Source organism: Blautia coccoides, from assembly GCF_034355335.1.
In the GTDB taxonomy this organism is placed as follows: domain Bacteria; phylum Bacillota; class Clostridia; order Lachnospirales; family Lachnospiraceae; genus Blautia; species Blautia producta.
The window spans coordinates 2,070,938-2,090,211 of record NZ_CP136422.1; the positions used below are offsets into that span (position 1 = coordinate 2,070,938).

Consider the following 19,274-nt stretch of genomic DNA (forward strand, 5'->3'; position numbering starts at 1 on the left):
AGCGCATACTTTCTGCTCATTTTTCTGCGAGAAGTTTCGCCAGATCAAGAAGTGCCCGGGCCTGTTCCTCATTTAACTGGCGGTAGAGACGGATCAGCTCTGCCTCATGAGGTGACGGATAAAGTATATTGGATTCCTCGTTGAAAAATTCTGAGAGATGCATTCCAAGGGGGGACAACAGCGCGGTAAGGATCTCTATGCTGGGAATGCTCTCACCCTTCTCCACTCTTCTGATATAGTTGATGGAAACGTCACTTAATTGAGAGAGTTTATAGACACTTATCTGTTTATCTCTACGGAGTTTCGCAAGGTTTTCACCGATGTTCATAAGAAATTTCCCTTCCAAATATGAGATATATCCGACATTGCATAAAACATGACAAATATGGCAGATGCCATTTTTTATATTGTGCGGATTCGCCCTGTACAAGTATATGCACTATATTATGCCCTAATAGGGATAAAATTATAAGCCAACAATTATGGTTTACAATAGTGTTATATTGTTGTAATATAGTAATTATTCAGTAGGTCTGCGCATTTACTGCGCTGACCGTAAGAAAACATTCAGCAGCCGGGCAAAAATCCCATCGCCAAAGGCGATTTGCATGGATTTTTGCTCGTAACTGTAAGGGTACTGAACAGTTACGTAATATAATAGATATTCGGTAATTTTGAAGGGTGGTGGCAGGATTGGTCTATACCGTAATTTTTGAGGTGGATATTAAGAACAACCAGATATTATTTTTTCACACAGGTTCTCTGTCGGTCAATCTAAAGGCGGGAATCCTGTACGATTATGAGAAATTCCTGGAACAGTTTATCTTAGACAATGTCTATGAAGAAGAGAAGATAGACCTCTATGAGAAGTTTAATATAGAGGCGCTGAGAAGCGCATCCCTGAATAAGAGAGAGAATATTACATGTGATTTCCGGCTCCGGCCGGAGGGTAACCGGGAATACCGCTGGTTTACCATGAGCCTGATGCTTCCTCACGGAGCAGGCGGGGCTGTGGGAGCGATTCTGGATATCCATGATAAGAAAATTTATGAGCTGGAGATGCAGCATCAGGCGTCCCATGATGCCATGACAAACCTGCTGAACCGCCAGGCATTTGAGCGGGCAGTATTTTCCTATATCATGCAGGGCGGAAGGGTCGGAGCATACTGCCTGATGGATGTGGATAATTTTAAACTGGTCAATGATACAAGAGGACATGCCTATGGGGATATTGCGCTGATGAAAATCGCGAAGATACTGACAGAGCTTGCCCCTGAGGGAACCATCACCGCTAGGTATGGAGGCGATGAATTCTGTATGTTTTTGCCCGGGATCGACAGGGAAGAGCAGTTGGAGCCTGTCTTAAAGAATATTCTGGAGCATGTAAAAAAAGAAGAGTTCGGAGGACTGCAGTTGTCCTTGTCTGTGGGGGTTGCCTTCTATCCGAGGCACTGTCCGGAAGAAAAACATTCCATAGGAAAATATGCGGATGTAGCGCTTTACAAGGCAAAAGAGTCCGGCAAGGACAGTTATTGCTTTTACAGCGAAGAGATGGGAGAATTTTAAAAGGGGAGTCCGGCGAGCCGGACTCTTATTTAGTTGGGATATATAAGACGGTCCGGGCCGATATGGTTCAGCACCTCGTCCAGATATTTTTTTGCCAGATAGTTTGCCATACCCAGATTCATATCCAGATAATTGCCGCAGTCTTTTGGAGAAGCACCCGGCACCTCATCTTTAAAATCACGGATAAATACAAACATATCTTTTAAAAGTTCCACGATATCGGAAGATTCATAATCCCCTGCCAGCAGCAGATAAAAACCTGTGCGGCATCCCATGGGGCCAAAGTAGATGATCCTGCTGCCGAATTCTTTGTGATTCCGCAGGAAAGTGGCTGCCAGATGCTCAATGGTGTGAACCTCCGCTGTGTTCATAACAGGCTCTTCATTGGGGGAAGTCATTCGGATATCAAAAGTGGTGATCACTTCGTTCCCCACATGATCTTTCCGGGATACGTAGATGCCCGGCTGCAGTTTTATATGGTCAATGGTAAAGCTTGCGATTTTCTCCATTCTAGTCCTCCTTTTTATGGGTATCTTATTTTATTATTGTGGGTGTGCGGTTGTACCTCATGGCAGCCGCACAGTCTGCCGACAAAATAATTATAATCCGTATGATAGCAGGATGCAAGCAGAATCAGGCCGGGGCTGTCCTTAATATTATGGTAAAGGTAGCCCCTCCGCCCGGTGTGTCGGACAGGACAAGCCGCCCTCTGTGTATCCTTACGATCTCCCGGGCAATGCTGAGTCCAAGTCCGAAGTGGTCTTTGCTGGTATGGGCCTTATCCTGGCGGAAAAAACGCTGGAACACCTGTTTTTTGGAGGAATCTGGTATACCTGGGCCGTTATCGGCAACGGACAGGGAAACGTGGCCGGAAGTAAAAGACAGGGAAAGTGTAATGCTGCCGGGGGCAGGCGTGTAGCTCAGGGCATTGTCCATAAGGATAGAGAGTACCTGCGCGATCCGCTCCTCATCACACAGCACAGGAGGGCATTCCTCCTCGGGAAGGCGGATATGAAGGGTCAGCCCTTTTTCCCTGGCCAGGTATTCGTATTTTTCATAGGTTTCCAGCAATAAGGTATCCGGGGGAACCGGAGCGGGCATGAGATCCCAGGAACAGGCATCTGCGCCTGCAAGCTGCAGCATGTCATCGATCAGGCGTGACATGCGCTTTCCTTCCGTCTGGATGGTTTCTGTAAAGCGGGCGGCTTCCTCGGGCTCTGCTTTCTGGGCAGCAGTCAGGCAGGAGAGCATGACCGCCAGGGGGGAGCGGAGTTCATGGGAGGCGGAGGCGATAAACTGGGCCTGCTGTCTGCGGTTTTCCTCCAGGGGTGCCAGGGTTTTTCCCATGAAGATCCAGAAAAAGACGGCAAGCAGGAGCAGCGCCGCGGTATCCGCACCCAGAAAGACAAGGCGCTGTCTGTTGATCTGATTTTTCTGGGCATCCAGAGACTGAAGGATAACAGCGCTTAAATGACCGTTTGTCTTGGGCAGCAGTACCACGGAGGCGTGATATTCTTTCCTGTCATTGGTCTTAAATTGGAATTCCACGTGTTTTGACAGAAGGGAGGAGGCGTCTGCCGCGTCCAGATCCAGCCCGTATCTGGAAGATGCCGTCTCCTTTGCCAGGGTTATGGCATCCTTTTCCTTCTGCGTTCTGCGCAGCTCCTGATAGAAAAGAGGTCTGCCATTGTCATACAGCGAGAGGATGGTAGTATGGTTTTGCTCTATGCCTGCGATCCACTGGAGTGTGATGGTATTTTGGCTTTCCAGATGTGTGAGAATGGAATTTAAACTGTTGGTAAAGGAAGTGCTTCCGTTCTTTGCGATCCCGGATTCGGAAAAGTAGAGACACAGGCAGGTGGCAGCAGCCAGAATGAGTCCTGTGACAGCTAGGCAGAGCAAAGTGAGCCGGATACGCATTTTACGGACCAAGGGTGGGTGTGGCGGTCTCCCTTCTTTTCTAATCATGGCTCACCTCCAGACAGTAGCCGATCCCCCGGACTGTGCGCAGTGTAAGGGCGCTTCCCACGGTCCTGAGACGTCGGCGGATAAAGTGGATATAGTTGTCTAGATTACCTTCCTCCACCTCCGCGTTGGGTCCCCACACGCGGGACAGGATCATGAGACGTGGAAGGGTCTGGCCCGGGTTTCTGAGAAGAAACTCCAGAAGCGCGCCTTCTCGTTTTGATAAAACCAGTGTCTTGGAACCGCAGAGAAGCTGTTTTTGTGCGGGGTGGTAAGTGACATCTCCAAAAGTGATATCTCCGGACATCTCCAGATTACCCGGGCGCCGGGTGATACAGCGGATACGTGCCAGAAGCTCCTGAAAATCATAGGGCTTGACCAGATAATCGTCGGCTCCTTGGTTAAGTCCTGTGATCTTATCTGAAAGCTCTCCCAGTGCTGTGACTAAAATGACAGGTGTGGAAATGCCCTCCCAGCGCATTTTCTCCAGGACGGTAAGTCCATCCATGGAGGGAAGCATGCGGTCCAAAAGAATCAGATCATGGGTGCGCTGCCGGATATAATCCAGCCCGTCCTCTCCGTCATAACATAAATCCGTGAGAATCCCCTCCTTTTCTAGCTGGAATTTCAGGGAATCGCAGAGTTTGCGGTCATCTTCTATTATTAAAATCCTCATAAGAAATAAATCCTCCGGTTTTTTATTTATTTGAAGTATAACACAGGAATCTTTAAGTTATCTCTAAAAATGTAAGAAAAATTAGAGATGATCTTAGAGAATGTTTAGAGAATGGAATGATAAGATAAACGCAAATGAGAGACAGGAGGAGAAACATGAACCGATACATAAAAAAAGCAGTATGCCTGACAGCGGCTCTCGCCATTGCTGTGGCAGGCCTTGCAGGATGCGGGAAACAAAGTGAGGATAAGAGCACGGAAGGTGCTAAGGGACGTTATCTGGAGGAGGATATAGCCCTCCCCGGGAACACAGGTAAGATCCTGGCCATGGAGAGACTGGATGACAACAGCCTGTCACTTTTTACGGAGGATAAGGACACAGGAGAACGCTGTCTGTGGAAGTCAGAGGATTCAGGAAAAAGCTGGGAGGAGGATATCCTGCCGGAAGGACTCAGGCTTTCCGAGTGTGCCTACATAGATTGGGCCTGTATCAGCGGGAGTGGAGACATTGCTGTTTCTGCCATGCAGGAGGCGGCAGAGGTAGTCGTATCCCAGAACTTTTCCCTCTTATATGCAAAAAAGGGGGGAGAACTGCAGAATCTGACACTTGACGTGGAGGAAACAGACAATATGAAAATGATCACCGGGCTGAGATTTTCTGAAGGTAAGAAGCTCATCGCCACATATACCTATGGAACGGTGTGTGTGATCGACCCGGACACCGGGCATGTAGAACAGACAATGGAATTGAGTGATAATGTTCAGCAGACAGCGGACATGGGGAATACCCTTTTGCTTCTCACTGACAAGGGACTGAAAGCCTATGATATGAATACCGGGGAGTCCGCCGAAGCGGACAAAACGCTTTCTGACCAGCTATTAAGTGAGCTTGAGAGTGAGCAGAAGAAGTTAAGAAACAGTGTGGTCTTTGGCTATGGAAAAGAGGAGGATATGCTGTTTTACTGTGCAGAGAGCGGCATTTACAGACATGTTTTCGGCGGTACCGTGGTGGAACAGGCAGTCAATGGAAGTCTTGCTTCCATAGGAAATCCCAAAGCTATGCTCATATCTCTGGCAGTTATGGAGGATGACAGCTTTCTTGTGGCGTGCTCTATAGACGCAGAGTACAAGATTTACCGCTATACTTACTCCGCAGATACATCCTCCGTGCCGGAGAAGGAGATCAAGGTATATTCTCTGGAGGACTGCCCTGTGCTGAGACAGGCGATTTCCGTATACCAGAGTCAGAATCCAAACGTCTATGTGAATCTGGAAATTGGTATGAGCGGTGAAGATTCAGTTACAGTCTCCGATGCACTCCGCACTTTGAATACAGACATTATGGCGGGCAAGGGACCGGATATTTTGATTCTGGACGGAATGCCTGTGGAGAATTATATCCAAAAGGGACTTTTGGAGGATATAACGGATACGGTGGAGTCAGCAGATCAGGAAGACGGATTGTTTGAGAACATTATGAAGACCTATGAGAGGGATGACAAAATTTATGCAGTTCCCCTGGGCTTTTTGATCCCGGCTGTCCAGGGAGAGGAGTCTCTTGTAAATGCAGCGGAAAGTCTGAAAACATTGGCTGAGGAGATTGGCAGCATTAGAGAGGAAAACCCGGATTTAGGGCGTGTCATAATACCCACGGATTCCGAAATGCTTCTGGAAATTTTCTATCGTCTGGAGAGTACAGACCTGAAAAAAGAGGACGGAACTCTGGATGAAGAGGCGCTGAGAACTTTCCTGGAAAACATGAAAACTATTTATGGGGAACCGGTTACCCAGGATGAGCAGGAAAATTCCATCGGGTATTTCAGTGCTGCAAACGGTGTGGTATCCGACATTGACGGACTGCGCCTGCAGGCCATGGCACTGCTGAGCCAGACATCGAAAGCAGGTGCAGGCTGGATCGGCTCAGTGGGGCAGCTTGTAGAGATTCTGGGTGTGAACCAGGCCTTTGATCTGGACTATGCAGAAATGAAAGCCCAGGGAAAAAGTGTATATCTTCCCTATCGAAATGTGGGGATCAGCAGCAAAAGCAGCGAGAAAGAGCTTGCAGCGGACTTTTTGAAGGCACTGCTGGGAGAGGAAGTACAGAGCACATTAAGTACAGCCTTCCCCATTAATCAGAAGGGCTATGAGAAGACGCTGGAGCTTGGAAAACAAACATACGGAGGAGACGGGGGAGGTGCTTCCATTACCATGTCAGACGCTTCAGGAAATATGTCATCCTTGAATATGAGCTGGCCAAAGGAGGAAGAACTGGATAAGCTGAAATCACTTTTGGAAAAAGCTGAGATTCCGGCCTCCACAGATGACACCATCTGGAATGCAGTAAAGGAGCAGGGAGATAAATACCTGAATGAGGGCCTGAGCCTGGATGAGACCTGCAGTAATATCATACAGAAGGTGAATCTCTATCTGGCAGAGTAAAGGGGAGCGGGCTATGAGGCGTCACAACAGAATGAAAACGGGAAGAAACAGACAAAACAGGGCGGCGGCAGCATTTTTGCTGCCAAGCCTTGGAGGAGTAGCGCTGTTTGTCCTGATACCCTTTGCGGATGTGATCAGGCGTTCCTTTCTGGATGCCATGGGGATAGAGTTCAAAGGAGTCGGAAATTATCTGGAATTGTTTCATAATTCTGCCTTTTTGCTGGCAGTGAAGAACACTATGCGGTTTGCTTTTATCTGTATTCCCCTTCTGTTACTACTTTCACTGGGAGTTGCAGTTCTGCTTTCGGGAGTTGGGAAAAAAGGGAGGATACTGAAAAATTTTTATCTGATCCCCATGGCCATTCCGGTGGCATCCATTGTGCTTTTGTGGAAGTTTTTATTTCACAGCCAGGGGTTTTTGAGTGCCTTCTTAAGCAGGGTACACTTATCGACACAGGACTGGATGAACAGCAGTGCTGCGTTCTGGGTGCTGGTCGTCAGCTATCTGTGGAAAAATATGGGGTATGATATCATTTTGTGGAGCGCGGGTCTGGCCGCCATACCGGAAAATCTGTATGAAGCCGCCAAAGTGGACGGCGCCGGCAGCCTGGACTGCTTTTTCAGGATCACACTGCCCAATCTGATGCCTGTTTTTTATACCATCACAGTCCTCTCCTTTCTGAACTCTTTTAAAGTGTTCCGTGAGGCGTACCTGGTGGCAGGAGATTATCCCCATGACAGTATGTATCTGCTACAGCATGTATTTAATAACTGGTTTCGGGAGCTTTCGCTTGACAAGATGGCAGCAGGGGCAGTGATAACATTTCTGGCAGTTATGATACTGATCCTGCTTCTGCAGAGGGCCTGGGGCAGAGAGGAATGACTGGAATGAAAAAGGTTATTTTTGTGGTTTTAGGGATTTTTGCACTGGCAGCAGCGTATCCGGTACTTTTTCTACTGGCGGGTTCCCTGATGGGAAAACAGGAACTGGCGGGGTATCTGTCACCGGTTCTGGCAAAGGGGGACGGATATGCGGCGTTTCGTCTGTTTCCCATGTACCCCACACTGCGGGCGTATGTTGAGCTGCTGCTGGATTCCCCGGGATATTTTGTAATGTTTTGGAATTCCATACGCATTACAGCGGGAATCCTTCTGGGACAGCTCCTGGTGGGAGTGCCTGCGGCGTGGGCATTTGCCAGATATGATTTTCCTCTGAAGAAGCCGGCGTTCACAGTATATATCACACTGATGATGATGCCCTTTCAGGTGACCATGCTTTCAAATTACCTGGTGCTTGACCGGCTGAGCCTTATGGATACACTCTGGGCGGTGATACTTCCGGGGGCATTTTCTACATTTCCGGTATTTATCATGTACCGTTTTTTTACCGGCATACCGGAGGCTGTGGTGGAATCCGCCAGGATAGACGGGACAGGCGAAGGGAAGATATTCCTGTATATGGGGCTTCCTCTGGGGTCCGGGGGTATTTGCTCTGCGCTGGTTCTGGGATTTCTGGAATGCTGGAATCTCATTGAACAGCCCCTCACATTTTTGAAAAATAAAGAGCTGTGGCCCCTTTCCCTGTATCTGCCGGATATCGGGCTTTTGGAAGCACCCGGGGCATTTGCGGCCTCTGTGGTGGTGCTTCTGCCGGCCCTTTTTATTTTCCTGGGCGGACAGGATTATCTGGAGCAGGGGATCGTGGCAGCAGCGGTGAAGGAATAGAGGTGGAGAGATGATAGGAGCAAAAGGGATGAAAAGCCTGAGACAGAGAGCATTTTTTATGCTGACTATATTCCTGGTAATGATGATGGCGTTTACTGTCATATCCAGAGCTGCCGACAGTGTGACGGTAGCGCAGGTGGATGTGGAAAAGATCTCCGCCAAGGTCATCGAACATACCGTGGAGGGAGACGGGACGGTGAAGGAGAATCTGGAGAGGGCCATCAGCACGGAACCGGGTATTATGGTGGAGACTCTGTTTGCCGTACAGGGCAGGCAGGTGGAAGAAGGGGAACTCCTCATGCAGCTCAGGATGGAAGACATTGAGGAACAGATTGAAAACCTGACTGCGGAGATAAAAAAGCTGGAATTTAACAATCAGGATCTGGACAGTAAAAAGAAAGCAGAGCAACAGAAAAAATCGGTACAGGCCCAAAGAGCCATGGAGGATTATGAAAGGGCAGAGACCGAAGGGGGAAAACGGGTGGCGCAAGCGCAGGCAGCACTTGCAGAGGCGGAGGAAAAGCTGGAGGAATTCTATCAGACGCAGCAGGAAGAAAGCGGCGGCGAAGATGGGGATGTCTCAACACTGCAGCAGCTTTGCAGAGAGCGGGAGGAAGAACTCTCCGAAATGCAGAGCCGGATAGATGCCCTGCTTAAGAAGACGGAGGAAGAGATCTCAGAGGAAATCCGTCTGGCGGAGGAAGAAAAAGGTCCTTTGACAGAGGCTGAGAAGGGGGAGATCAGGACACGTGTGGAGCAGGAGAATGCCCGGGAGCTTACTGACGCACAACAGGGGTTTCAGGAGGCATCCCAGGCCCTTTTAGAGGCGCAGAATGCTCTTTCGGAGGCGGAAAACAGTATAAAGGCGGCAGGGGAACAGAGTGCCAAAGAGCAGGAAGCACAGCTTCTGGCTGATATAGAAGCAAAAAGACAGGCCTTAGAGGAAGCTGTGAAGGCCAAAGAGGACGGGGAGATACAGGCCGGCAGAGCGCTGGAGGATGCGGGGGCTGCTGAAGGCACTGACAGCACGGAAAAGATAAATAACCTGGATCTGGATGCGAAGAAGAAAAGTCTTGAAAAGCTGGAAAAACTGAAGGAGGATCAGGGGCAGATTCTGTCTCCGGTGAAGGGTGTGGTGACGGAATTGAAGGTTTCAGCAGGTGATAATACACCGGATACGGCGATCATGACACTGGCAGATTTAAGCTCAGGGTGCAGATTTGTCATGCAGATAGACAAGAGCCTGGAAAAATATATAGCCAGAAAAGACCCGGTCAGGCTGTCCCCTGCGGACGGCCAAAAGGACATTGAAAATCTGGAAGTGGAGAGCATTACACCGGATGGAGAGGATAAGACAAAACTTAATGTGACGGTCCTGCTTCCCGCTGATACCCTGGAGATCGGGGCTGCGGCAAAAATGACCAGTATGCGTAAGGAAAAGGTACAGGACACCTGTATTCCTGTGGAAGCCCTGCATATGGAAAACTCTAAATATTATGTACTGGTCGCGGAGGAAAAGGAGACGGTTCTGGGCACAGAACTGACAGCCGCCAGAAAAGACGTGGTCGTGAAGGATAAAAACAGTACCTATGCAGCGCTGGAGGGCAACAGCCTTCTGCCGGATGACCGGATAATCACAGGATCTGACAGGAACATTGGTGCGGGCAGCAGAATACGCCTGCGGGAAACATGAGCGGCGGGAAAGGTGCTGTCTTTCGGTTTGTAGTTTTAGGTTTGCTGCTTCTCTGCTGGTTTTTGGCAGAGGCCGCTGCCATGGGTACAGAGAAATACAGTGAAGGGGTTTCCGTAAAAAAGACGAAGGGTACCTGGACCTATGAGGAGGCAGAGTTTATCCGGCAGGAGGAGCAAAAACAGGAATTTCCTGCATCCTGCACCTTTTGGGGGGAGAGGGAGGAAGAGTATCTGGAAAGCAGGAAACTGGAAAGAGTGGAGACAGCCTTTGTCCTTGAGGTGCTGGGGGAGACCCGGGGATTACTGCCGGCATCGGCGCCTCTGTACGGGGAGGACGAGGAGAGTTGTCTTCTGTCTGAGGATATGGCTTACAAATTGTTCGGAAGCAAAGATGTGATGGGGGAGGAGATTCTTTACCGGGGAAGAATTCTGACTGTCCGGGGGATTTTAAGGGGGATGGAGGGAACCGCAGCCGTACAGGCCGTCAGGGAGGGAGACAGTGTCCTTGACACCATAGCATATGAGGCGAATACGGAAGTTCAATCTTCGGAAAATCCGGTTCAAGCATTTCTTCTACGCCACGCAATACAGGGAAAGGTACTGGAGCGAAAGTATTTTGCAGCCTGCGCAAAGCTGCTGATATTCTGTCTTCCAATGGTGATCTTTCTCAGAATGGCAGGGCAGATCACAGGAATTATGAGGGCGCAGAGGGGCAGACGGATACAGACAGCAGCCTTGTGGGCAGTGATGATACTGATGACAGTCCTATTTTTCATGCTTTTTTGGAAATCTCCCGGCCTGACCAGGGGTGTGGTGCCAACAAAATGGTCAGACTTTACATTCTGGAAACACATGACGCAGCAGATACAGGATAATTTCAAACTGCTTCTTCAAATGAAAAAGACGAGCCTGGAGCTTCTTGTGCTCCGCCCCTTCTTTTCCTGTTTAATATACGGTGTTTTGACCTGGGGGTTATACGCTGTCAGGTGCAGGACACAGAAAAAGGCAGGGGCAGGGGAGACGGCGGCAGGGATACTATTTTCCTGGATCTTGCTGCTGGTCACCATCTGTTTTGCAGGAGAAAACGCCCTTTTGCTTGCGGGACAGAAAAGTGTCTGGTTTGGACCTTGTTTTTGGCTGATCGGAGAATATGCGATGGAAAGAATGCAGGTGTCCTATAAAAATAAGATAAATTCATACTAACATATTTGATATAAGGATGTATGCCGGCAGGCGCGGTTAACGCCAGGAAAACCTGGTGCAGCGCTGTATTACCGCCAGGCTGCATCCTTTAGCATTATCATTTCCTGGGGCTGTTCAAAGGAAGTATTGTCCAAAAACAGACTTCCTCTATCTTTGTACCCAAGTTTTCTGTAAAAATGCTGGGCGCCTTCATCGACTTGTGTTGATGTCATAATGGTTTTATAGCCAAACCTCCACATCTCCCGCTCCCAGAAAAGCATGGCCTGCCTGCCAAAACCTTTGCCCCGGTAAGGTTCATCCAGATAAAGTAAGGTCAAAAACGGTATGATATCCAAAAACAGATTATAACGCAGAACGCCTATGGGTTTATCCTCATCACAGATGATATATCCCCGTTTGTCCCGGAATTTTAATAAAAGTTCAAGTTCACTTATATGTGTATCGTAAGTAAGCCATAGAGATTTGTCAGATTCTATTGCATATCGGATTTTAAACAATGTAACACCTCTTATCTTTTTTTGAAGGATGGATTACTATGGAGATAAGGTTATAATCCACATTATTTGTCGTTATTTCATTTTTGTCAAGCAAAATCACCATTTCTTAGTTGTTATGGAAGTGGCTGCCATGACGCCTCTTATAACCATTCAGGTTCTGGGATTGACGATGAGGGGAAAGCAGTATCCTAACCCAGGAGGAGTATATGGAGCAGGCGGAGAGAAAATATGAACTGGTGGTTGCAGTGAAGGACCATTTTATAGGGATTTGACTATAAAGATTTGACTTTGTTCGAGCGGAATGATACAATTTAACGTAGTAAATTTCTGGAGGACATTAAGATGATCAACGATAAAAAAGTATTATTCAGCGGAATGCAGGCAACCGGAAACCTGACACTTGGAAACTACCTGGGAGCGCTGAAAAACTGGGTGACATTGAGTGATGAATATGAGTGCTTTTACAGCGTTGTGGACATGCACTCCATAACTGTGCGTCAGGACCCGGCTACTCTTCGCAAAAGAGCCCGTGCACTTCTGACATTATATATTGCGGCAGGACTGGATCCAAAGAAAAACTGCATTTACTACCAGTCCCATGTATCAGGACATGCGGAGCTGGCTTGGATCTTAAACTGTTTTACTTATATGGGTGAGCTGAGCCGTATGACACAGTTTAAAGACAAATCTGCAAAACATGCGGACAATATCAATGCAGGGCTTTTCACTTACCCGGTATTGATGGCTGCTGACATTCTGCTCTATCAGGCAGATGTGGTTCCGGTGGGTATTGACCAGATGCAGCATCTAGAGCTGACACGTGATATTGCCACCCGTTTTAACAATATTTACGGAGATGTGTTCACGATTCCCGAAGCTTATATCGGCAAAGTGGGCGCAAAGATTATGAGTCTGCAGGAGCCTTCCAAAAAGATGTCCAAGTCAGATGAAAATCCCAATGGCAGTATCTATCTCATGGATGACCCGGATACGATCATGCGTAAATGCAAACGTGCCGTGACAGACTCCGAGGCTTGTATCGCATACAGAGAGGAACAGCCGGGACTTAAAAACCTGCTGGATATTTACTGTGCATGTACCGGTAAGACAACTGATGAAGCGCTGCGCGATTTTGAGGGCAGAGGATATGGGGATTTGAAGATGGCTGTGGGTGAGGCTGTCGTAAGTGTTCTGAAACCTTTACAGGATGAGGTTGCGAGACTGGAAAAGGATAAGGCATATATTGATTCCATCATCAAGGAGAATGCCGAAAAAGCCAGCTATTTTGCCAACAAAACGCTGCGTAAGGTACAGCGGAAAGTGGGATTTCCAGATAGGATCCGTTAAGCTGCGCCGCGGGCCAGCCGCGGCATATATTTGAATTACCGTAACAGGGAAGATACGGAACTGTTACAAATCTTGTACAGGAGGGAATGTATATGACAATGGATGAAGTGATCACCGTACTCAGTATGCAGGAGGAGATACTCCAGTTTTCGCATTTTACAAACGAGGATGCATGGGAATTGGGAATGATGCTTGTGGCGGAGAGCAGACGAAGGGGTTTGGACTGTGCTGTATCCATCCGCAGGAATAATGGCTACACAGTATTTAAATACGCGGGGAATACAACCAATCTGAACAATGACCGCTGGATGGACAGGACATTCAATACAGTCCGTACGCTGGAAAAGAGCAGCCTTCTGGTATACAGTGAGCTGCAGAAGAATGAGGAGACCATGGTGGATATCGCCCTGGATCCGAAAGAGTTTTCCTGCATGGGAGGCGGTTTCCCTGTGCGTGTGGAGGAAGTAGGCGTGGTAGGCGCCATTATGGTGACTAATCAGAATCACTATATCAACCATGATATTATTGTAAAGACACTGGGAAGATACCTTCATATTGATGAGGTGCCCAGGATCAGAATGCTGTAAGAGGCAGGGGTTCATATTTTTAGCATGTGAAAGCCGGGCGGAGGTTTATGCTCCGCCCGGCTTTTGCATGCTTGGCACAGAGAGAGGAACCCCCCTTTCCTGATTCTGAAGCCGGAAATTTATTCTGCGTCCAGGAATGTGATAGATGCATCTGCCTTCAGCGCCAGATTGGCCTCGGCCTCAATGCATTTAGTGATCCCTGCGATGACAGGACATCCTGCATGTACGGGGAAGCTTTTGCCGGCATACTCGAAGAAGGGTCCTGCACCCGGCTTGACGAGACAGACCTCGTAGGCATCAAAGGTGTTTCCAAGTTCTTCCATCATCTTTTTGACGCTGGGACAGCCGCTGGCAACTTTTATGGTGACTTCGGTCTCTTCATCTTCTGATGCGGTGGCAGTGACGAGAGTGGAAAATTTACAGATACCCGGTTCAATCTTAACTTTAGTCATTTGAATTCCTCCCTTGATCAATATTGGCAGGACTGTCCGGGGTTTTACAGTAGGACAGCCTTCCAATATAATGTATAAATACATATATAGTTTATAATTTGTTGCGATTCACAGAACTGCGCTTTTTGCAGAGCTATGCATCGTAACTATAATTTTCATTATAGCACTTCTGTAAAAGAATGAAATAGAAAAATGGTATGTTAATTTATTCCCAATTTCCTAGGAACCCTATACGCTGGGTTTACGTTATATCCGCCGGGGCTGTCTGGCCTTTTCCATATCCTCAGGCAGCGGTACATGGAACCGCATGGGTTTTCCGGTTATGGGATGGATGAATTCCAGGGCGGAGGAGTGCAGGGCAACTCTGGAGATCCTGGTGAAATTCGGGTGATAGAGATAATCCCCCATAAGGGGGGCGCCCAGGTACTGCATATGCACCCGGATCTGATGGGTGCGCCCTGTCTCCAGACGCAGTTCAGCCAGTGTGACTTGACTGCATGTCTCCAATACTCGGTAGTGGGTGACCGCTCGTTCTCCATTTTCAAAGTCTACGCACCGCTCAATGGCAGAACCTTCTCTTCTGGCAATGGGGGCGTCTATGGTTCCCTGGGAGGAGGGGAGGGTTCCGTCACAGAGAGCCAGATAGGTCCTGTGGATCTGCCGTTCCTTCATCTGTGCAGACAATATGGAGGCACTCAGGGCGTTTTTAGCCACGATCAGCAGGCCGGTGGTATCCCGGTCCAGACGATTGATGCAGCGAAAGACAAATGGCTCTTTGTCAGATTGGTAATAGTACGCAACGGCATTTGCCAGAGTGTTGTCATAATTGTTGATGGAGGGATGCACGGGCATATCAGCGGGCTTATCAACCACCAGAATATCCTCATCTTCGTACACGACAGAGAGCGGGAGAGGTACCGGAAGAATGCGTTCTGATGACTGGGGTTCTTCCAAGAATATCATCAGCTCATCTCCGGTGTGGAGCATGGTCTTTATATAGGCCCACCTGCCGTTTGCTTTTATGCTGTCGCTGTTTTTCTTTAATTGTATGATGATCTGCCGGGAGTATCCCCTGGCTTTTAAAAAGGATTCCACCGTGCAGGGGGAATCCTTTTCGCTTATTCTGTAAATCAGTATCCGATTCATAAAAACTCCTATATCTATTGCAGGCAGCAGCTTCTTATTTGGATTTAACTTTGTTCCAAAGTTCATTATAATAGGAATCTGCCTCATCGCCAAGGAACTGGAAGGTTTCACTTCCCTGCAGATCCTCTGCTTCCGGGAAGAGTACCCTGCTGTTTCGGATGCTCTCATCTTCGATCAGTTCTCTGGCTGCCTTGTTAGGTGTCGCGTAGGTGATGTATTCAAAGTTCATCAGAGCAATATCGGGACGGCAGAGGAAATTGATGAATTTCTCCGCGTTTTCCTTGTTCTGCGCATTGGAGGGAATAACCCAGGAATCGATCCATACATTGGTCCCCTCCTTGGGAATGACATATTCCAAGTCGGGATTTTCCCTCTGGGTATAGAGGGCTTCACCGGAATAGATCACACCCAATGCAGCCTCATTTCCAATCATTTTGTCTCTTACTTGGTCTACTACATAGGCCTGGACCAGCGGTTTTTGAGCGATCAGATCATCAGTAGCCTGGATCAGTTCATCCACGACCAGGGAGTTCAGAGAATAACCTCTGCGCTTTAAAGCCACCGCGAAGGCATCCCGTACAGAATCCTGCATGAGAATGCTGTCTTTATATTTCTCATCCCACAGTATATTCCAACTGTCCACCTGTTCTTTGACCATGGTTTTGTTATAGAGGATACCTACAGTGCCCACACAGTAAGGCACCGAGTATTTGTTTTCCGGGTCAAAGCTTTGAGACTGTTCCATATAAGTCGGATCAATATTTTTGATGTTGGGCACATTGTCCCAGTTGATCTCAGCCAGCAGATCGTTTTCACGCATACGCTGGATCATATAATCAGAGGGGCAGACCACATCGTAGGCAATGGCCTTTGACATGATCTTGGGATACATGATTTCGTTGGTTTCATACTCCTCATAGGTAACCGTTATACCGGTCTCCTCCTGGAAGATATCTATGACTTCAGGGTCCAGATATTCCCCCCAGTTGTAGACAATGAGCTTTTCATCCGACACACTTCCCTTGTTTCCCAGATGGAAGAAGAATCCGGCCCCAGCCACAAAGATAACAAGGGCTGCCGGGATTACCTGACGGAGAGGAAGCTTCTTTTTATCAAGGTCTGAGGAGCGCTTTTTATCCGGTTCTTTAGGCGCTGAATTTACCAGTATCATGATGACCATGACAGATAAAAAGAGCAGGGTGGAGAGCGCATACATCTCAGGCCTTATACCCTTTCGCACCTCGGAATATATTTTGGTTGACAGGGTATCCACCCCCGGTCCCTTGGTGAAATGGGTGATGATAAAATCATCCAGGGACATGGTAAATGCCATGAGAAATCCTGACAGCACACCGGGCAGTATATCCGGGAATACCACTTTCATAAACGCCTGGAAAGGGCCTGCGCCCAAGTCCCTGGCAGCCTCATAGGTACTCTTGTTGGTCTGCTTCAGCTTAGGCATAACGCTCAGGATCACATAGGGAATGTTGAACGTTATATGCGCCATTAAGATCGTAGAAAAACCAAGGGTAAACCGGCATGCAATGAACAAAAGCATGAGGGAAATACCTGTCACAATATCGGAATTCAGTATAGGGATATTAGTCACACCCATGAAAACTGTGCGCCACCTGCTCTTCATGGAATTGATGCCGATAGAGGCGCAGGTTCCGATCAAAGTTGCCAGTATTGCAGATAAAAACGCAATGACCAGCGTATTGTAGAGGGCACTCATGATGGCGTCATCCCGGAACAGGGAGCCATACCATTTCAAGGTGAATCCGCCCCATTTGGAGCGGGATTTGGAGGCGTTGAAGGAGAGGATCATGAGTGTCACAATAGGCGCGTACATGAGGATCAGAATAAGCGCCAAATAGATATTTCTGGCTGTCTTCTTCATCAGAACATACCTCCTTGCCCGTCTTTGTCATACTTTGTGGTAACCACCATGCTGATCAGGATAAAGACCATCAATACCAGGGAGAGTCCGCTTCCCACATGCCAGTTGCTGCCCTGCTTGAATTTCTGTTCGATGACATTTCCGATGAGCAGGATCTTGCTGCCGCCCAACAGATCGGAGATAACAAAGGTTGTGAGAGCAGGTACAAATACCATGATGACGCCGCTTACAACACCGGGCAGACTGAGAGGAAAGATGATCTTCCTGAAGGTGTACAGCTCCGTGGCACCCAAATCTCTGGCTGCAGATATAACGTCTTTGTCAATCTTGGACAGAACATTGTACAGCGGCAGCACCATAAAGGGCAGGAAGTTGTACACCATGCCCAGTATAATGGCGTAAGGCGTATTGATGAGCTGGATGGAGGGCAGGTGAAGAAAATTTAAAAACTGATTGATCACGCCGTTTTTCTCCAGCAAAGTCTGCCACGCCATAGTGCGCAGCAGAAAGTTCATCCACATGGGAAGGATGAAGATCAACACGATAAAACTGGTCTGATTCACCTTCATGCCGGATAAAATCATGGCAAGGGGGTAGGCTAACAACAGACAGATGACTGTGCTGACAATAGAGAGCAGCAAAGAGAGGCACAGGGCCTTGAAATTCTCCACAGTTCCGATCGCCAGAAGATTTTCATAAGTCAGATGCCCGTCCACATCTGTCAGACCATAATATAAGACCATGGCAAGGGGAATCAGAATAAATGCCACGGCCCAGAAAAAATAAGGTCCGGTCAGTAATTTTTTTCTATTCATTCACTCCTATGGCCTCCTCGTCTTCCGATACCGGCTTGTGCATGATCTGGATGTCAAAGGGGTCAACATGGATGCCGACTTTCTGGCCCACAGGGAACATGTCAGTGCTGTGTACCAGCCATTCAAATCCGTTTGCCTGGACCTCCATCTCATAGTGGACACCTTTGAAGATCAGGTGGGAGACTACGCCCTGGATCGTGCCCTCCTCGGGCTTTACCAGGTCCACATCCTCAGGCCGGATGACAACATCCACGGGTCTGTTGCGGCCGAAGCCTTCGTCCACACAGGGGAACTTGGCACCCAAGATCTTCACCAGCCTGTCCTCAAGCATAGTACCTTCTATAATATTACTCTCACCGATAAAGTCGGCTACAAATGCGTTCTGCGGCTCATTGTAGATATCCTCAGGGGAACCCATCTGCTGGATATACCCTTGGTTCATGACCACAATGGTATCTGACATGGTAAGGGCTTCTTCCTGGTCATGGGTCACGTAGATAAAGGTGATGCCCAGTTCGTTTTTCAGGCGGATTAGCTCATACTGCATGTCCTGGCGCAGCTTCAGATCCAGGGCGCCCAAAGGTTCGTCCAGAAGCAGAAGACGCGGCTCATTTACGATCGCACGGGCAATGGCCACACGCTGCTGCTGTCCGCCGCTCAGGGAATCAGGCAGGCGGTTTTCAAAGCCTTCAAGATTTACCAGCTTCAGTGCGTATTTGATCTTGTCTTTGATATAAGCGTTGCTCTTTCCGGCAATTTTTAAACCAAAAGCAATGTTTTCTTCTATATTCATATGGGAGAACAGCGCGTATTTCTGGAATACGGTGTTCAGATTTCGCTTGTTGGGCGGAAGATTGGTAATATCCTCTCCGTCAAAAATAACCTGTCCGAAATCCGGCGTCTCGAAACCGCCCAGGATACGGAGAGTAGTTGTCTTACCACAGCCGCTGGGGCCTAAAAGGGTAAGAAATTCATTTTCCCGGATGGACAGATTCAGCTTGTCCAGAACAATCTGATCGCCAAATCCTTTGGAAATGTCAATTAAATCCACCAGTGTATGATTCATTCGCGTTCTCCTTTACGTGATATGAAATAATGCTAAATTTGTCCTTCCAAACCGGCTCTTCCGTGGAAAGACTCTGAATTTCATTATACTAAACCCACAAACCTTGTCAACATAAATGTTGCGAATTTGGCGGGAATTGCATTGTATAAAGAAAAAGTTTGTGGTAGAATGTCGGTAGACCACGGATAGCGGCAGGAAA

Annotated in this window: 18 protein-coding genes; 8 read left to right on the top strand and 10 right to left on the bottom strand. The window is 48.2% G+C overall.

Features of this window, described 5'->3' with window-relative positions:
• Window positions 1-16: 16 nt before the first annotated feature.
• Complete coding sequence (locus BLCOC_RS09105; protein WP_029469769.1) at window positions 17-328, bottom strand: helix-turn-helix domain-containing protein; 312 nt, start codon at window positions 326-328, stop codon at window positions 17-19.
• Between the two features lie 365 nt (window positions 329-693).
• Here BLCOC_RS09105 and BLCOC_RS09110 point away from each other — a divergent pair, with 365 nt between their 5' ends.
• Entirely contained in the window at window positions 694-1,566 is an 873-nt protein-coding gene (locus tag BLCOC_RS09110) for a GGDEF domain-containing protein (protein WP_115625090.1), read from the top strand.
• Between the two features lie 29 nt (window positions 1,567-1,595).
• Here BLCOC_RS09110 and BLCOC_RS09115 read toward each other — a convergent pair whose 3' ends face one another.
• The 3 genes from BLCOC_RS09115 to BLCOC_RS09125 form a co-directional block, all read right to left on the bottom strand.
• Entirely contained in the window at window positions 1,596-2,075 is a 480-nt protein-coding gene (locus tag BLCOC_RS09115; RefSeq protein WP_018593486.1) for an S-ribosylhomocysteine lyase, read from the bottom strand.
• A gap of 124 nt (window positions 2,076-2,199) precedes the next feature.
• Complete coding sequence (locus tag BLCOC_RS09120; protein WP_115625091.1) at window positions 2,200-3,534, bottom strand: sensor histidine kinase; 1,335 nt, start codon at window positions 3,532-3,534, stop codon at window positions 2,200-2,202.
• The gene (locus BLCOC_RS09125) at window positions 3,527-4,207 is read right to left on the bottom strand and encodes a response regulator transcription factor (protein ID WP_018596313.1); all 681 of its coding nucleotides are present in this window, start codon (window positions 4,205-4,207) and stop codon (window positions 3,527-3,529) included. The genes BLCOC_RS09120 and BLCOC_RS09125 overlap by 8 nt, the downstream gene beginning before the upstream one ends.
• 155 nt (window positions 4,208-4,362) lie before the next feature.
• Here BLCOC_RS09125 and BLCOC_RS09130 point away from each other — a divergent pair, with 155 nt between their 5' ends.
• Genes BLCOC_RS09130 through BLCOC_RS09150 form a run of 5 tightly spaced genes read left to right on the top strand, consistent with a single transcriptional unit; the run spans window position 4,363 to window position 11,265 of the window.
• Window positions 4,363-6,645, top strand: coding sequence for an ABC transporter substrate-binding protein (locus tag BLCOC_RS09130; protein WP_165907199.1), 2,283 nt, complete (start codon window positions 4,363-4,365; stop codon window positions 6,643-6,645).
• A 13-nt stretch (window positions 6,646-6,658) separates the two neighbouring features.
• Window positions 6,659-7,528, top strand: coding sequence for a carbohydrate ABC transporter permease (locus BLCOC_RS09135; RefSeq protein ID WP_029469765.1), 870 nt, complete (start codon window positions 6,659-6,661; stop codon window positions 7,526-7,528).
• 5 nt (window positions 7,529-7,533) lie between these two features.
• Window positions 7,534-8,370, top strand: a complete 837-nt coding sequence (locus BLCOC_RS09140) for a carbohydrate ABC transporter permease (protein ID WP_115625093.1) — start codon at window positions 7,534-7,536, stop codon at window positions 8,368-8,370.
• A gap of 10 nt (window positions 8,371-8,380) precedes the next feature.
• Window positions 8,381-10,063 carry a hypothetical protein gene (locus tag BLCOC_RS09145; RefSeq protein ID WP_115625094.1) on the top strand — a complete coding sequence of 561 codons (1,683 nt, stop codon included), beginning with the start codon at window positions 8,381-8,383 and terminating at the stop codon, window positions 10,061-10,063.
• The gene (locus BLCOC_RS09150) at window positions 10,060-11,265 is read left to right on the top strand and encodes an ABC transporter permease (RefSeq protein WP_115625095.1); all 1,206 of its coding nucleotides are present in this window, start codon (window positions 10,060-10,062) and stop codon (window positions 11,263-11,265) included. The genes BLCOC_RS09145 and BLCOC_RS09150 overlap by 4 nt, the downstream gene beginning before the upstream one ends.
• Window positions 11,266-11,333: 68 nt before the next feature.
• Here BLCOC_RS09150 and BLCOC_RS09155 read toward each other — a convergent pair whose 3' ends face one another.
• Window positions 11,334-11,762: a GNAT family N-acetyltransferase gene (locus tag BLCOC_RS09155; protein WP_115625096.1), complete on the bottom strand. Its 429-nt coding sequence runs from the start codon at window positions 11,760-11,762 to the stop codon at window positions 11,334-11,336.
• A 342-nt stretch (window positions 11,763-12,104) separates the two neighbouring features.
• Between BLCOC_RS09155 and trpS the strand changes: the two genes are divergently transcribed.
• Both trpS and BLCOC_RS09165 read left to right on the top strand, forming a co-directional pair.
• Window positions 12,105-13,109, top strand: coding sequence for a tryptophan--tRNA ligase (gene trpS, locus BLCOC_RS09160; protein WP_029469761.1), 1,005 nt, complete (start codon window positions 12,105-12,107; stop codon window positions 13,107-13,109).
• A gap of 92 nt (window positions 13,110-13,201) precedes the next feature.
• Window positions 13,202-13,696, top strand: a complete 495-nt coding sequence (locus BLCOC_RS09165) for a heme-binding protein (protein ID WP_018596306.1) — start codon at window positions 13,202-13,204, stop codon at window positions 13,694-13,696.
• Between the two features lie 119 nt (window positions 13,697-13,815).
• Here BLCOC_RS09165 and BLCOC_RS09170 read toward each other — a convergent pair whose 3' ends face one another.
• The 5 genes from BLCOC_RS09170 to BLCOC_RS09190 form a co-directional block, all read right to left on the bottom strand.
• Window positions 13,816-14,148 carry a DUF6951 family protein gene (locus BLCOC_RS09170; RefSeq protein ID WP_018596305.1) on the bottom strand — a complete coding sequence of 111 codons (333 nt, stop codon included), beginning with the start codon at window positions 14,146-14,148 and terminating at the stop codon, window positions 13,816-13,818.
• Window positions 14,149-14,394: 246 nt separating this feature from the next.
• Complete coding sequence (locus BLCOC_RS09175; RefSeq protein WP_115625574.1) at window positions 14,395-15,294, bottom strand: RluA family pseudouridine synthase; 900 nt, start codon at window positions 15,292-15,294, stop codon at window positions 14,395-14,397.
• 34 nt (window positions 15,295-15,328) lie between these two features.
• The gene (locus BLCOC_RS09180) at window positions 15,329-17,194 is read right to left on the bottom strand and encodes an extracellular solute-binding protein (protein ID WP_115625098.1); all 1,866 of its coding nucleotides are present in this window, start codon (window positions 17,192-17,194) and stop codon (window positions 15,329-15,331) included.
• The gene (locus BLCOC_RS09185; RefSeq protein ID WP_018596302.1) at window positions 17,194-18,009 is read right to left on the bottom strand and encodes an ABC transporter permease; all 816 of its coding nucleotides are present in this window, start codon (window positions 18,007-18,009) and stop codon (window positions 17,194-17,196) included. The genes BLCOC_RS09180 and BLCOC_RS09185 overlap by 1 nt, the downstream gene beginning before the upstream one ends.
• Window positions 18,002-19,075 (bottom strand): ABC transporter ATP-binding protein, encoded by a 1,074-nt coding sequence (locus BLCOC_RS09190; RefSeq protein ID WP_018596301.1) that lies wholly within the window; start codon window positions 19,073-19,075, stop codon window positions 18,002-18,004. Before BLCOC_RS09190 ends, BLCOC_RS09185 begins: the two co-directional genes overlap by 8 nt.
• Window positions 19,076-19,274 lie beyond the last annotated feature (199 nt).